Source organism: Lichenicola sp. GTC18331 (assembly GCF_055386855.1).
The window spans coordinates 1,275,717-1,289,732 of sequence record NZ_AP045015.1 but is presented as its reverse complement, the minus strand read 5'-3'; the positions used below and the strand labels follow the sequence as shown (position 1 = coordinate 1,289,732).

Annotated in this window: 11 protein-coding genes; 3 read left to right on the top strand and 8 right to left on the bottom strand. The window is 67.5% G+C overall.

The genetic code is table 11. The annotated features are described in order from the left end of the window. Positions 1-299 precede the first annotated feature (299 nt). Positions 300-2,993 (top strand): S8 family serine peptidase, encoded by a 2,694-nt coding sequence (locus ACZ5BM_RS05990; protein WP_498910577.1) that lies wholly within the window; start codon positions 300-302, stop codon positions 2,991-2,993. A 33-nt stretch (positions 2,994-3,026) separates the two neighbouring features. Here the strand turns inward: ACZ5BM_RS05990 and ACZ5BM_RS05985 are convergent, their stop codons facing one another. The 3 genes from ACZ5BM_RS05985 to uraH are packed head-to-tail and all read right to left on the bottom strand — an operon-like array spanning position 3,027 to position 6,137. Beyond that, positions 3,027-4,478: an NAD(P)/FAD-dependent oxidoreductase gene (locus ACZ5BM_RS05985; RefSeq protein WP_498910575.1), complete on the bottom strand. Its 1,452-nt coding sequence runs from the start codon at positions 4,476-4,478 to the stop codon at positions 3,027-3,029. A gap of 55 nt (positions 4,479-4,533) precedes the next feature. After that, positions 4,534-5,793, bottom strand: coding sequence for a glycerate kinase type-2 family protein (locus ACZ5BM_RS05980; RefSeq protein ID WP_498910573.1), 1,260 nt, complete (start codon positions 5,791-5,793; stop codon positions 4,534-4,536). Then, complete coding sequence (gene uraH, locus ACZ5BM_RS05975) at positions 5,793-6,137, bottom strand: hydroxyisourate hydrolase (protein WP_498910571.1); 345 nt, start codon at positions 6,135-6,137, stop codon at positions 5,793-5,795. The genes ACZ5BM_RS05980 and uraH overlap by 1 nt, the downstream gene beginning before the upstream one ends. Positions 6,138-6,174: 37 nt before the next feature. Here uraH and ACZ5BM_RS05970 point away from each other — a divergent pair, with 37 nt between their 5' ends. Continuing rightward, complete coding sequence (locus tag ACZ5BM_RS05970) at positions 6,175-7,440, top strand: M20 family metallo-hydrolase (RefSeq protein WP_498910569.1); 1,266 nt, start codon at positions 6,175-6,177, stop codon at positions 7,438-7,440. Positions 7,441-7,450: 10 nt separating this feature from the next. Here the strand turns inward: ACZ5BM_RS05970 and ACZ5BM_RS05965 are convergent, their stop codons facing one another. Further along, positions 7,451-8,440: an AraC family transcriptional regulator gene (locus ACZ5BM_RS05965; protein WP_498910568.1), complete on the bottom strand. Its 990-nt coding sequence runs from the start codon at positions 8,438-8,440 to the stop codon at positions 7,451-7,453. Between the two features lie 78 nt (positions 8,441-8,518). Between ACZ5BM_RS05965 and ACZ5BM_RS05960 the strand changes: the two genes are divergently transcribed. Continuing rightward, positions 8,519-9,706: an MFS transporter gene (locus ACZ5BM_RS05960; protein WP_498910566.1), complete on the top strand. Its 1,188-nt coding sequence runs from the start codon at positions 8,519-8,521 to the stop codon at positions 9,704-9,706. A gap of 48 nt (positions 9,707-9,754) precedes the next feature. On the opposite strand, the gene ACZ5BM_RS05955 is transcribed toward ACZ5BM_RS05960, so the two are convergent. The 4 genes from ACZ5BM_RS05955 to ACZ5BM_RS05940 are packed head-to-tail and all read right to left on the bottom strand — an operon-like array spanning position 9,755 to position 13,968. Continuing rightward, the gene (locus ACZ5BM_RS05955) at positions 9,755-10,711 is read right to left on the bottom strand and encodes a D-ribose ABC transporter substrate-binding protein (RefSeq protein WP_498910564.1); all 957 of its coding nucleotides are present in this window, start codon (positions 10,709-10,711) and stop codon (positions 9,755-9,757) included. A gap of 41 nt (positions 10,712-10,752) precedes the next feature. After that, entirely contained in the window at positions 10,753-11,817 is a 1,065-nt protein-coding gene (locus ACZ5BM_RS05950) for an ABC transporter permease (protein WP_498910562.1), read from the bottom strand. A 31-nt stretch (positions 11,818-11,848) separates the two neighbouring features. Beyond that, a complete protein-coding gene (locus ACZ5BM_RS05945; RefSeq protein WP_498910560.1) occupies positions 11,849-13,372 on the bottom strand; it encodes a sugar ABC transporter ATP-binding protein in 1,524 nt (507 codons plus the stop codon). Next, positions 13,369-13,968, bottom strand: a complete 600-nt coding sequence (locus tag ACZ5BM_RS05940; RefSeq protein ID WP_498910558.1) for a DUF2291 family protein — start codon at positions 13,966-13,968, stop codon at positions 13,369-13,371. Before ACZ5BM_RS05940 ends, ACZ5BM_RS05945 begins: the two co-directional genes overlap by 4 nt. Positions 13,969-14,016: the final 48 nt, after the last annotated feature.

The window sequence follows — 14,016 nt, the reverse complement described above, 5'->3', positions numbered from 1 at the left end:
ATGGATCGGTGATCGTCGCCGATTTCCTCGGGCGCGGCCGCATTCGGCGTTCCGGGAAAGATCATGGCCGGGCTCCGGAACGGATCACGCCAGCAGACGATCGGTTGCTGAACCGAAATTAATGGTTCCTCAATCTTCGCATGCGAAGTATTCGTCGGGCACTCGCGCAGTGTTCGCCGCAATTCAACTGCCGCTTTCTGAAAGAGCCTCGGCCAGTTCGGCATTCCGACACACGGCGTGAACCGCCGAGAACACCGATACGCCACCCCGTCGTCGCCATCCTCCCGCCAGGAATGATCATGTCCGACCGTACGCCGACCGATCCGCTGTTCCAGGACCAGTGGTATCTCGACAATACCGGCCAGTTCGGAGGAACGCCGGGTGTCGATATCGACGTTCTTCCTGTCTGGGCCGACTACACGGGAAAAGGCGTGCGCGTCGCCGTGGTCGATGACGGCACGCAGCTCGACCATCCCGATCTGGTTGGCAATATCGACGCCGCGGACAGCTACGACGCCGTTCTGAACCGGCAGGGCGGCAATCCGCTCTATCCGAACGAAAACCACGGAACGGATGTCGCCGGAGTCATCGCGGCGCGAGCGAATAACGGTATCGGCGGCACGGGTGTCGCCCCCGATGCGACGCTCATCATCGATCGTATTGCTCTACATGACTCGGCAAACGCGGATTATCAGCTGGAGTCGGACGACAAGCAGGGCGATGGCGTCCGGGCCTTTACGTCGGCTCTCTCGGCCGGCGCGGACATCCTCAGCAACAGCTGGGGACCGGAGACAGGCCTGGTGAACGGCCCAGGCGCGTCGGGTGCTCTCAGTGCCATGGAGGCAGTCGCCGCGACATTCGGGCGGGCCGGCAAGGGGAGCATCGTCCTGTTTGCCGAAGGGAACGGTCGTCTCACCGGCGATGATGGCAACCTCGACAACAATGACAACAATCGCTTCGTGATTGCGGTTGCTGCGACCAACAATACCGGCGTCGTCGCGCGATACAGCACGCCGGGCGCCAATATTCTGGTTTCGGCACCGAGCAACACCTACGACGGTACCGAGAGTTCGGCGGTTCCGGGTAAAGGCATCACGACAACCGACCGGACCGGGTCGGATGGATACAACAAGACACCCGGAGATGCCGGGAATTACGACTACGGTTTCGGCGGAACTTCCGCAGCGACGCCGGAAGTTGCTGGTATCGTGGCACTCATGTTGCAGGCCAATCCGAATCTCGGTTACCGCGACGTCCAGGAAATTCTGGCCTACTCAGCCCGGCAAACCGATCCGGGCAATGCCACATGGGTCAACAACGGAGCCGATAGCTGGAATAACGGCGGCCTGCATTTCAGCACCGATTACGGCTTCGGCTTGGCCGATGCCCGCGCCGCCGTTCGTCTCGCCGAAGCCTATTCGGCGCTCGGTTCCACGCCGGCAACGGAGGCAAACCTTGTCACCCTCCAAGCCAAGACACTGCCGGCTGCTCCAGAGGTGATCGACCATAATGGCGTGACGGCGACTTTCGAAGTCGATCCATCGATCATGGTGAATCACATCGATCTCGCTCTCGGCATGGTTGCCCCCGACCCGAGCCATCTTGTCGTCACGCTGGTGTCGCCCAACGGAACCCAGATCGCGATGGTCTCCAACCCGCTGAATGCGACGACCGCGTGGCCAGTCAATTTCACGGTCGGCACGGATGGTTTCTGGGGGGAGAATTCTGGCAACGATTTCGGAATCGGCACCTGGACGGTGAAGATCGTCGATAATGGCCCCAATCCCGGCACCGCATTCTTCACGGGAGCATCCCTTTCTTTGGAGGGAAGCTCCGAACTCCGCCATCGCCAATTCGTCTATACTGACGAATTTGCGAAAGTCGCAGCCGGGTCCCAGAGCCGGCATGTCCTGGACAACATCGGCGGCGTGGCCGACATAGACGCTGCTCCCGTCACCGGAACGGTGATTGTCGATCTTCGGAACGAGACGGCCATCATCGACAACACACCCTTGTCGATCGAACTTGGAACCACCGTCGGCGGAATCGTCACGGGCGATGGTGACGACACCATCATCGGCGACGACGACAATCATATTTATGATGCGGGGCGCGGCAGCAACACGATCGTCATGGGTGACGGAAACGACAGGGTCGTTTCGATCGGCACGGATCGCATCGTTGCGGGGAACGGCTCTTCCACTCTGCAGATCAGCGGTTCGAGCAGCACGGTTCTCGGGAGTGGCGGAGCGCTGGTGATCGACGATGTGTCGGGCCACGGAACGTCGGTAACCGGTGGGGCCGGATCGATCTCGATCCAGGCCGGAACCGATGCTGCGTATTCTCTGGTCTCGACCGCATTCGTCGATTGCTCGCACGGCAACGCGGACACCATCAGCGCGTCCGGCAGCACGACCGTGATCGGTGGCGCCTCGACCGCCGTCAGTTGCTTCGCCGCTGGCAGCCTTCAGTTCACCGCGGCCGCGAACGCCTCGGCTCAGATCGACTCGCACACCGCCAACACGACCGTTTTCGGCGCCGCCGGTTCGGATGTCGCCTTCAACGGCCTGGGCATTCTGGCAGCCGGGGGCGGAAACGAAACCCTGAACGGTGCTGCGAGCGGCACAGGGTTCGCCTGCTTCGCGTCGAACACCGTGACAGGGGCGACGACAGAGCTGCTCGGCGGGACGGGTTCGGACGTTCTGGTGGCCGGATGTGGCACGCAGACCCTGTCGGGCGGCACCGGCGGCGCGAACACGTTCATTCTCGCCGCCAACGGTACGCTGGGGTCCGCATCCATCACCATCAGCGACTTCGATGCGGCGCACGGCAATGTCGTCGGGCTGTTCGGCTATGGTGCGAACGAGGTTGCGACCACTCTGGAGAGTGCGAAGAGCGTGAACGGGTCGGCCAGCATCACTCTGATGGATGGTTCGAAGGTGACGTTCCTGGGTGTCGCGAATCTCGACGTCCGTCAGTTCGTCGGCGGCTGACGCGCGCGATCGACCGGCCGGTCTCGGTGGCCGCTACCCTTCCTGGGGGGCGTCGAGGCTGGTCAGTTCGGGGGTATCGTAGCGCAGCAGGCTCTCCAGATGCGCACCGGCATCGTCCAAAAACAGGGCGCGCGACAAACCGCTCACGAGACGGGCCACGCCGTAGCGCATCCCGCTGATCGACGCGCCGGACAGGCCCATCGACGGCGTCGCCCCGAAGGTGAAGTTGTGGATATGCCGCAGGGCCGGCGTTTCGCCCGGCACGCGCTCCAGAAACTCGAATCCCGCGCCGAGATAGGGATGGCTACCGAGCAGCGCGTCCCGTTCCGCGTCCGGCGGCGTGAAACGGTCGCGCCACAGGGCGATGTTGCCTGAGAAGCGGTTCAGCTCCGGACGCAGGCTCAGATCGACCTGGAAGCCGGTGCCGACGATCAGGAAGTCGAAGCGCAGCGTGCCCTCCGGCGTCTCCACCACGATCTCGTTGCCGTCCATGCGTGCGTCTGTCCAGGGGCATAAGGTGCGCAGCGAGAATCCGGCATGGCGCCGGCAGCGCCAGAACGTGTCCTGTGGCGGCGGTTGGTTCAGATCGAAGATGCGCTTCATGAAACGCCAGCGATCGAGATCGGGCAGGGACGCGAAATGCCCCAGGAAGCCGGCATTCTCCATCCATCGATACGGGTTCACGCGCGGCAGTTCGCGCCGGCGCAGGCACAAGGTCACGCTCGCCGCACCGGCCTCCAGCGCCGTCGCCGCATTGTCGAATGCCGACGCGCCGGCGCCCAGAACGCCGATGCGCGCGCCGCGCAGATGCGCGAAATCGATCGCGCCGGACGTATGCGCCCAGCGATCGGCCGGCACCGCGTCGCGGATGAAACGGGGCACGTGCCATGCGCCGCTGCCGTCGATCCCGGTCGCCAGCACCACCTTGCGCGCCAGACGCGTTTCCGTCCCGTCCGCACTCTCCAGCGTCAGCCGCAGCAGATGGCCATGATCCGTTTCGACCGGCTCGATGGCGCTCACGCTCACGCCAGACCGCACCGGCAGATCGAGCACACGCCGGAACCAGTTCAGGTAATCCTGCCAGTCTTGACGGCTGATCTTGTCCAACGCGTCCCAGGCGTCCGCGCCGTGGCTTGCCTCGAACCAGGATCGCGGCGACAGGCTGGGTATGCCCAGATCCGGCCCGGTCACGTGCTTGGGCGTGCGCAGCGTCACCATGCGCGCGAACGTCACCCAAGGCCCGGCGAACCCGTCCTCGTTGCGGTCGAACACGGCGATGGCGTCGATCTTCTCGCGCTTCAAACCGAACGCGGTCGCCAAACCGCCCTGGCCGCCGCCGACGATGGCGACGTCGAGCACGGGCTCGCCCAAATGCGTGCGCGGCGGCACCCAGGCGCGCGACGGATAGTCGATCAGCGACAGATCGCGCCGCACGCGCGCGTCGAGTTCGCGAAGAGCGCCTTGCGACGCGGACACATGGTTCACGATGGGGCTCCCGGCGCTGGCGGTCCGTATGCTGCAAGTTCCGGGCCGGGCGCGCTCACGGTAGCAGAACCGCCCGGAAATCGTTGACGTTGGTGCCGGTCGGCCCGGTTCGCACCAAATCGCCCAGCGCGTCGAACAGCCGGTAGCTGTCATGCCCGAGCAGAAACGCACGGGGATCGAGACCGGCCCCGGCCGCGCGGCGCAGCGTGTCCGGTCGCACGATCGCCCCCGCCGCGTCGCTGTCGCCGTCGATCCCGTCCGTATCGGCCATCAGCGCCCAGCTTCCGGGGGGAGCGGCGAGCGCGAACGCCAGCGCGGCCTCCGTATTGCGCCCGCCGCGCCCGGAAGAGGCGTCGCCGATCGTCACGGTGGTCTCGCCGCCGCTCAGAAGCACGCAGGGCGCGGGCAAAGGTGCGGCGTGCTCGCGTACCGAACGGGCAATTCCCGCCATTAGCCGCCCGAGTTCGCGGCTTTCGCCTTCCAGCGCGTCGCCCAGGACGATCGGGGCGATCCCGGCTGCACGGGCCATCGCGGCGGCGGCGTCCAGGCTCGCGAACGGCGTCGCGATCAAGCGGATATCCGGCCCCGGCAGGTGTGGCCTTTCCTCAGGCGTACGGTCGAGCCGTGCGCGCACCGCATCCGGCACCGCGATCCGGTGATGCCGCAGGATCCGCAGGGCGGCCGCGCCGTCGCCTGCCCCCGGCAGGGTCGGGCCGGAGGCGATATCCGCCGGATCGTCGCCCGGAATGTCGCTGACCAGCAGCGTCACCACCCGGGCGGGCGCGGCGGCGGCGGCCAGTGCGCCGTTCTTGATCGCCGAAAGCTGTCGGCGCACCAGGTTCATCTCGCCGATCGTCGCCCCGGAGCGCAGCAGGGCGGTCGTCACCGCGCGCTTGTCGTCCAGCGTGATCCCGGGTGCCGGCACGGACAGCAGCGCCGAACCGCCGCCCGAGATCAGCGCCAGCACCAGGTCCTCCGGCCCGAGCCCGCGCACCAGCTCCAGCATGCGTCGTCCGGCCCGTTCGCTGCGCGCGTCCGGTTTGGGATGCGACGCGTCCAGCACGGCGATCCGCGCGCATCCGGCGCGATCCTGCCCGGCGGGTACGGCCACGGCGCCCTCGATCCGTACATCCGGCCAGCATCGCTCCAGCGCCGCCGCCATGCGTGCCGACGCCTTGCCGCCGCCCACCACCACGCAGCGCCCGGAGCGCGGCTTTTCCGGCAGATGCCGCGCCAGGGTCGTTGCCGGATCCGCCGCCGCCACTGCCGCGTCGAACAGGGCGCACAGAAACGCGGCTTCGTTTGTCGCCGCCATCAACTGCCGCGATAGGTGCTGTAGCCGAACGGCGACAGGATCAGCGGCACGTGATGATGCGCGCCCGGATCGCCGACCACGAAGCGGATCGGGATGGCGTCGTAGAAGCCGGGCGCCTCGCCGCGCCATTCGCCGACATGGAACACCAGCTCGTGCGGTCCGGCCCGCATCGCCTCACCCTGGAGCAGCGGCGCGTCGCAGCGCCCGTCCGCATTGGTGCGGAACTCGCCCAGGGCTTCGCGTCCGGCGTCGCCGATGCGAAACAACGAAAGGCGCAGCCCCGCACCGGGGCGCCCGGTGGCGGTGTCGAGCACATGGGTGGTGAGTCGGCCTCCGGCTTGCATGGGCGCTCCCGTCTCAGGCGATGATGGAAGGAACAGCATGCCGGCTCCGAACGCGACCGAAAAGCGCCACGAGGCCGGCACCGTGCTGATGCAGCGTCTCGACGCCCTCGCCGAATGCTCGGACGAGTCCGGCGCGCTGACCCGCTTGTTCCTGTCGCCTGCGCACAGGCGGGCGATCGACCGCGTTTCCGGCTGGATGCGGGAGGCTGGCCTCGCCGTGTCGCTCGACGCCGCCGGCACCCTGATCGGCGATTGGCCTGCCTCCGATCCCGGTGCGCCCGTGCTGCTGCTTGGCTCGCATCTCGACACGGTGCGCGATGCCGGGCGCTTCGACGGCGCGCTGGGCGTTCTCGCTGCCCTGGACGCGATCGCGTCGCTGCGCGAGGCCGGCGTGTCGCTGCCGTTCGCCGTGCGCCTGCTCGCCTTCGGGGATGAGGAGGGGGTGCGTTTCCCCGTCACCCTGACCGGCTCCCGCGCTTTGGCCGGCACGCTCGATGCCCACACGCAGCTTGGGGCCGCCGACGCGGACGGGATCACGCTCGGCGATGCCCTGCGCGATTTCGGCCTCGATCCCGCCGGGCTGGACCGGGCCCGGTTCAGCGGGCGCGCGCTCGCCTTCGTCGAACTGCATATCGAGCAGGGCCCGGTGCTGGAGCGGCTCGACCGTCCGCTCGGGATCGTTTCCGCCATCAACGGCGCTGCGCGCTACCGGATCGGCGTGCAGGGCGAGGCCGGCCATGCCGGCACCGTGCCGATGGCGGGGCGACGCGATGCGCTGGCCGCGGCGGCGGAGATGATGGTGGCGATCCGCCGGATCGGTCTGGCGCATCCCGGCGTCACCGCCACGGTGGGCCGGATCGACGCGTTTCCCGGCGCGGTGAACGTGATCCCGGGGGGCGCTCTGTTCACGCTCGATCTGAGGTCTCCGTCCGATGCCGTGCGTGCGGCGGCGTGGGGCGAGATCGACGCGACGGTGGAGCGCATCGCCGCAGAGCACGACGTCGGGATCGTCATCGAGCGCACGCACGAAGCCCCGGCTGCGCCCTGCGATCCGGCATTGATGGACGCCCTGTCCCGCGCCTGCGCATCCGTCGGGGTGGAGGCCCCGGTTCTGCCCAGCGGTGCCGGTCACGATGCGATGGCGATGGCCGCTCTGTGCCCGATGGCGATGCTGTTCGTGCGGTGCCGTGGCGGGATCAGCCACAACCCGGCGGAATCGGTCCGGCCGGCCGATGCCGCGCTGGCCGTGCGCGCCCTGGCCGGGCTCATCCGGAATTTCGTCACCGAGGGGATCTCGTCTTGACCGCTTCCGGTCAGCGTTGCGTGTTCGGGGCGCTGGCGCCCGGACGGCCCGAGGTCGGCGAGACGCCCGTGATGCGCTTGAAGGCGCGGCTGAAGGCGGCCTGCGAGGTGTAGCCGAGGCGTTCGGCCAGCACGTCGATCGGCACGCGTTCGGCCGAAAGCCACCGCGTGGCGAGTTGCATGCGAAGCTCGGCGGCATAGCGCAGCGGCGTGACGCCGAGAACGGTGCGGAACCGTTCGGCGAACACGGAGCGCGAGCTGTGGCTTTCCCGCGCCAGTTCGGCCAGGCTCCAGTTGCGGCCGGGATCGCGGTGCAGGGCGAGAATGGCGCGGGACAGGCGGGGTTCGCGCAGCGCCGCGACCAGCCCCTCCGCCCCGTCGCCGCCGCATTCGATCCATCCCCGGACGATGGTGGTGGCGACCACGTCGGCCAGCCGCGCCATGATGCCGGCATAGCCGGCGCGCTGCTGGCAGGCTTCGCGTTCCAGCGCGGACAGGATCGGCAGCAGCTCCGGGTGGTGATCGGACACGCTGCCGACCAGCATCGCTTCGGGCATCAGCGGGACCAGACCCTGCATGCTGCCCAGTTCGAACTCCAGGCAGCCGGTGAACAGGATGGTGTCGGCCGGGCCCTGAAGATGCCGGCGCGTGTCGACGGCGCTCACCTGATCGCACAAGGGCGCGCTCTGGAACGAGGAGATGTCGCGGCAGGAGCAGGCCGGCTCGCCCGAGGAGCGGAGCGTGTGCGCCCGCCCATGCGGCAGGAAGGCCGCGGCGCCGGTCGGAAGGCGATGGGCGGTGCCGTCGTCTAGGCAGAGCAGCACCTCGCCGGCGGCGACGAAATGGAAGCGCGCCGAACGGGCCGCCTTGTCGAAGCGCAGCGCCAGCGGCGGGGCGGCCTGTACGCGCTGATAATGCGCGTCGCGCAGGCGCATGCCGAGCAGCAGCTCGCTGAGCAGATCGGAGGCCGGGCGTGACGACATTGCGGGACTTTCGATCATGTGATCCGGCCTCGGTGACATAGGACGTCCGCGCCGTGCTTCCCAGTTGTCTGGGAACGATGTCCGGAAGGAGCGGCGATGAGCGATTGTGTGTGTGGCGAAATGGCCCTGGAGACGGATGTGAAACCGGCTTGGGCGGCGGTGTTCTCGATGACGCTGGGCGTGTTCGCGCTGGTCACGGCCGAGTTCCTGCCGGCCAGCCTGCTGACGCCGATGGCGGCGACGCTCGGCGTCTCCGCCGGAATTGCCGGGCAGGCGGTGACGGTCACGGCGGCGATGGCCTTGCTGGCGGCGTTGCTCGTGACCGGGCTCACGCAGGGGATCGACCGGCGGGCGCTGATGATCGTCTTCTCGGGAATGCTGATCGTGTCCAACGCGTTGGTCATGCTGGCACCGTCCATCGGCGTTCTGCTGCTTGCCCGCGTTCTGCTGGGCCTTGCCCTGGGCGGGTTCTGGAGCATGGCGACGGCCATCACCATGCGGCTCGTACCGCCGGCGCTCGTGCCGCGGGCGCTGTCGGTGCTGTTCAGCGGCGTTTCGGTGGCGACGATCGCCGCAGCGCCGCTGGGAAGCACCCTGGGGGCCTGGTTCGGCTGGCGGAGCGCTTTCCTGTTCGCTGCCCTGATCGGCGTTCTCGCGCTGCTGTTTCAGATCTCGGCCCTGCCGTCGCTGCCTTCTGCCGGTACGGCCCGGTTGCGGACGCTGGCGGAGGTGGCGGTGCGGCCCGGCGTCCGGATCGGCATGGTCTGCGTCGTGCTGGTGTTCGGCGGCCATTTCGCCTTGTTCACCTATGTCCGTCCGTATCTGGAGCGGATGGCCGGTGTGGGTGCGGGCGGATTGTCGCTGCTGCTGCTGGTGTTCGGTGTGGGCAGTTTCGTCGGCACATTCCTGGCCGGCCTGCTGCTGGAGCGGACGATGCGCGGAACGCTGGTGCTGGTGCCGGTGCTGATCGGCGCGTCCGGCCTCGCCCTTGCCGCGCTGCATGATGCGCTGGCGGCGCAGGCCGCTCTGGTGGCGGTGTGGGGCATGGCGTTCGGCGGGTTGCCTGTGGGCTGGTCGACCTGGCTCGCGCGCGCGGTGCCGGATCAGACCGAAAGCGCCGGCGGATTGCTGGTGGCGGCGGTGCAGCTGGCGATCGCCGCCGGCGCTGCGGCGGGCGGGCTGATCTTCGATCGGCTCGGGATCGCCGGGGTGTTCGTGTGGAGCGGGGCTCTGCTGCTGGGAGCGGCGCTTCTGGTAGGGGTGCGGGTGAGAGCCGTCGCGTAGAACCGGCCCAAGGGCGGGGGAGGGCGACCTCCCCCGCCGGAACCGCGCTTACTGCTTCAGGGTGAACGGCGCCACGAAGTCGCCGGCGTTCTTCTTGGTGATCAGAACGCAGTTGAACAGCTGCTTCTCGCTCGACGCGCCGGTCTTGCCGGTCTTGAGGAACTCGTCGGCCTCGTCCACCGCCTTCTTGGCGAACACGGCCACCGGCTGCAGCACGGTGTATTGCAGCTCGCCCGACTTCACCGCCTCGACCGCGTCCGGCGAGCCGTCGAAACCGCCGACCTTCACGCTCGACAGCTTGCCGGCTTCCTTCAGCGCGGCGATCGCGCCCAGCGCCATGTCGTCGTTGCCGCTGATCACGCCGATGATGTCCGGATGCGCCTGCAGCAGGTTCTGCATCTTGTCGTGACCCTGGGTGCGATCCCAGTTCGCGACCTGCTGACCCACCTTCTTCAGGTCGGGATACTGGTTCAGAACCGTCGCATAGCCGTTGGAGCGGGTCGCGGCGTTGTTGTCGGAGGGCGCTCCGAGCAGCTCGACATAGTTGCCCTTCTGCCCGACATCCTTGACCCAGCGCGTGGCGCCCAGCGCCGCGCCCTGCGCGTTGTTGGACACGAGCTGCGCCTTGGCGAGACCGGACTGGTTGATCTCGGCGTTCACCAGGAACACCGGGATGTTCGCGGCGATCGCCTTTTTCACCGCGCCGACCGAGCCGTTCGCATTGGCCGGATCGAGAATGATCGCCACCGAGTGGTTGGTGATGGCGGTGTCGATCAGGTTGCTCTCGGTGTTGGTGTCGCCCTTGGAGGCGCTGACGCTGGTGGTGTAGCCGAGCTTCTGCGCTTCGGCGTCGGCCACCTTGCCTTCGGTCAGCCAGAACGGGTTGGACGGGTCGTTGACGATGATCGTCATCAGGCCGCCGGCGGCCTGCGCCTGGCTGGGGGCCGCCAGGGCGACGGCGCCCATCGACAGGGCGGTGACCGCCAGCAGTGCGAACTTCTTCATGGAACGTTTCCTCGTTTGTTTGTTGGTCGGAACCAGCCGGCTCAGGCGGGAATGGCCGTCTTGGCGGGCGCCTTGGGACGCTTCTTGTACTGCACAGCGTTTAACAAAACGGCAAGAACGATGACCGCGCCGGTGAAAACCGTCTGCCAGTAGGAAGAAATTCCGACGATCACCAGACCGTCGGACAGGAAGCCGATCACGAACGCGCCCAGCATGGTGCCGCGCAGCGTGCCGCGGCCGCCGGTCAGCGCCGCGCCGCCGATCACCACCGCCGCGATCGCGGTCAGCTCGTAGGACAGGCCGGCGGTCGGGCCGGCGGAGGTCAGCTGCGACGACAGGATCAGGCCCGCGATCGCGGCGCACAGGCCGGACAGCGCGTAGACCGAGACCTGCACGCGCTTGACCGGCACGCCGGCCAGCTCCGCCGCACGCTCGTTGCCGCCCGAGGCATACAGCCAGCGGCCGAAGGCGGTGCGCGCCAGCGCGAGATTGGCGACGAGCGCGATCACCAGCAGCACCAGCACGCCGATCGGAATGCCGAACAGGTGGTTGAAGCCCAGCCAGTCGAAGCCGGTGTTGCCGAGGGCCGGCTGGCCGCCGAGATTGTTGTAGGTCAGGCCGTTGGTGATCAGCAGCGCCGCACCGCGCGCCACGTACATCACGCCCAGCGTCGCCACGAAGGCCGGCACGCGGAAACGCGCCACCAGCACGCCGTTCACCAGACCGACCAGCGCGCCGAACGCGCAGGTCAGCACCGCCACCACCCAGACCGGCGGATAGAAGGTGTAGCCGCCCAGCGACACGCCCTGCATCAGGAAGCCGGCGACCACGCCGCACAGGCCGAGCGTGGAGCCGACCGACAGGTCGATGCCGCCGTTCAGGATCACCAGCAGCATGCCCACCGCCAAGATGCCGAAGATCGCGACATGCGAGGCCATGGTGAGGAAATTGCCGAGCGAGAAATAGTTCGGCGATAGGAACGAGAACACCGCGACGATCACGATCAACGCGAAGAAGGCGCGGCCTTCCAGCAGCAGCCGTCCGATCTCGATGTTGCGCAGGCCGCCCGAAGCCGGTTCCGCCTTGCTTTTCTGCATGTTTGTCATGGACGCAAACTCTGTTCGGGGTCGGTTTCGGTCAGTGGGTCACGGCTTCGCCGGAAGCGGCCATGATGTCTTCCTTCGGAACATCCGGCCCGAACTCGGCGGAAATCCGGCCCTTGCTCATCACGATGATCCTGTGGGCGATCGACAGGCATTCCTGGACCTCGGAGGTGGAATAGACCACCGCCAGACCCTCCTTCGCCTTTTCGCCCAGCAGGCGGAACACTTCGGCCTTGGCGCCGATGTCGATGCCGCGCGACGGCTCGTCCAGCAGGATCACGCGCGGCCCGGTGGCCAGCATCTTGCCGATCACCACCTTCTGCTGGTTGCCGCCCGACAGCGAGCCGATCGCGGCACGGCCGCCGGCGGTCTTGATGTGCACGTCGCGGATCTGGTCCTGCACGATCTGCTTCTCGCGCGCGGGCTGGGTCAGCATCCGGCGCACGAAGCTGCCGATGCTGGCCAGCGTCAGGTTCTCGCCCACGGTCATGGTCTGCACCAGACCGTCGCGCTGGCGATCTTCCGGCACCAGAACCAGGCCGCGCTCGATGCGTGCGGCGATCGACAGCCCGTCCACGGAGCGGCCTTCGAGCTTCACGTCGCCGGCCGCCAGCTTCACGCGTCCGGCCACCGCTTCCAGAAGCTCGGTGCGTCCGGCGCCCATCAGGCCGTAGATGCAGACGATCTCGCCGGCGCGCACGTCGAGCGACAGGTTGTCGACCAGCAGCGCGCCTTTGTTCTTGTCCTCGACGCAGGCGCCGGAGACGGACAGAACCACCTCGCCGAAATCGTAGCCGCCGGGCGGGGAGCCGCGATCGTAATGGTCGCCCACCATGTGGCGTACGATCCATTCCAGATCGATCGCGCTGCGCTCGGCATTCGCCGTCATCGCACCGTCGCGCAGTACCACCGCGTAATCGGTGATCTGCAGCGCTTCTTCCAGATGATGCGAGATGTAGACGATGGAAACGCCGCGGCTGGTCAGGTCTCGGATCACCTTGAACAGCACCTCGACCTCGCTCGCCGACAGGGCGGAGGTGGGCTCGTCCATGATCAGGATGCGCGCGTTCACGGACAGGGCACGCGCGATCTCGACGATCTGCTGCTGGCCGAGACGAAGCTCCTCGACCAGCGTATTCGGGTCGATCTCTTCTTCCAGCTCGCGCATCAGCGCGGCGGCCTGTTTCGTCTCCTCGGCGTAGTCCACGCCGGTGGCGTTGCGGATCTCGCGACCCAGGAAGATGTTGTCGCGCACGCTCATGTTGGGCGCGAGGCTCAGCTCCTGGTGGATGATCGACACGCCGCGATCGCGGGCATCCACGGTGGAGGAGAACACCACCGGCGCGCCGTCCAGCACGATCTCGCCGGAGGTCGGCGTGGTCACGCCGGACAGGATCTTCATCAGCGTCGACTTGCCGGCGCCGTTCTCGCCGAACAAGGTCGTGACCTTGCCGCGATGGATCGCGAAGTTCACGCCCTTCAGCGCACGGGTGGCGCCGTAGGTCTTGACGATGTCGCGCGCTTCGAGAACGACGCTGTCCGCCACAGCGCCGCTCATTTCACGTCCATCTCGACCGGCGTCACCGTCCAGGCGGTCGGATCGGACAACTGGAATGCGCCCACGACGGTCACGGTCTTTCCGGCCAGATCCGCGTCGCCGATCTTCGCCAGGACCGCCTTCTTCATGGCGGTGTTCAGTGCGGCGCCCGCGTTCTGGTAGTCGATCTGGTTGGAGAACTGGCCGAACTGGATCTTGCCGGTGGCATCGCGCAGATCGGTGCCCATGATGGCAGGACCGGTCTGCACGGAGATCTTCGGCGTGTCGCCCAGCCCGTCGATGGTGAACGGAACGGTGCCGCTATCGTCGTCCTTCTTGCCGGCGACGCCGGTGAAGCGAACGGCGTATTCCGCCGCGCCATCGGTCACCACGGCATATTGCTTCTGCGCCGCGTCGGGATCTTTCTTCAGGGCGTCGGCGAGAACCTTGGCGTCCACCGCCTTGGCGATGATGGCCTCGCGCACTTTCGGGAATTCGGTCTCGCCGTAGCGTGCGGCGGAGAACACGCCGGGCTGCGCGGCACCGGGCGCGCCGTTGCGCACCACCTTGGTGTCGAGCGCCATCGCCGCCAACAGCACGACAGCGGCGCCGGCCACGAGAACGGTTCTGAGTGGGGGACTGGTCCGCTGCTTGGTCATTGATTA

Coding starts and splice junctions, on each gene's coding strand:
- ACZ5BM_RS05990 (WP_498910577.1), top strand. CDS start 300: ATGTCCGACCGTACGCCGACCGATCCGCTGTTCCAGGACCAGTGGTAT.
- ACZ5BM_RS05980 (WP_498910573.1), bottom strand. CDS start 5,793: ATGGCGGCGACAAACGAAGCCGCGTTTCTGTGCGCCCTGTTCGACGCG.
- uraH (WP_498910571.1), bottom strand. CDS start 6,137: ATGCAAGCCGGAGGCCGACTCACCACCCATGTGCTCGACACCGCCACC.
- ACZ5BM_RS05970 (WP_498910569.1), top strand. CDS start 6,175: ATGCCGGCTCCGAACGCGACCGAAAAGCGCCACGAGGCCGGCACCGTG.
- ACZ5BM_RS05965 (WP_498910568.1), bottom strand. CDS start 8,440: ATGATCGAAAGTCCCGCAATGTCGTCACGCCCGGCCTCCGATCTGCTC.
- ACZ5BM_RS05960 (WP_498910566.1), top strand. CDS start 8,519: ATGAGCGATTGTGTGTGTGGCGAAATGGCCCTGGAGACGGATGTGAAA.
- ACZ5BM_RS05955 (WP_498910564.1), bottom strand. CDS start 10,711: ATGAAGAAGTTCGCACTGCTGGCGGTCACCGCCCTGTCGATGGGCGCC.
- ACZ5BM_RS05950 (WP_498910562.1), bottom strand. CDS start 11,817: ATGACAAACATGCAGAAAAGCAAGGCGGAACCGGCTTCGGGCGGCCTG.
- ACZ5BM_RS05945 (WP_498910560.1), bottom strand. CDS start 13,372: ATGAGCGGCGCTGTGGCGGACAGCGTCGTTCTCGAAGCGCGCGACATC.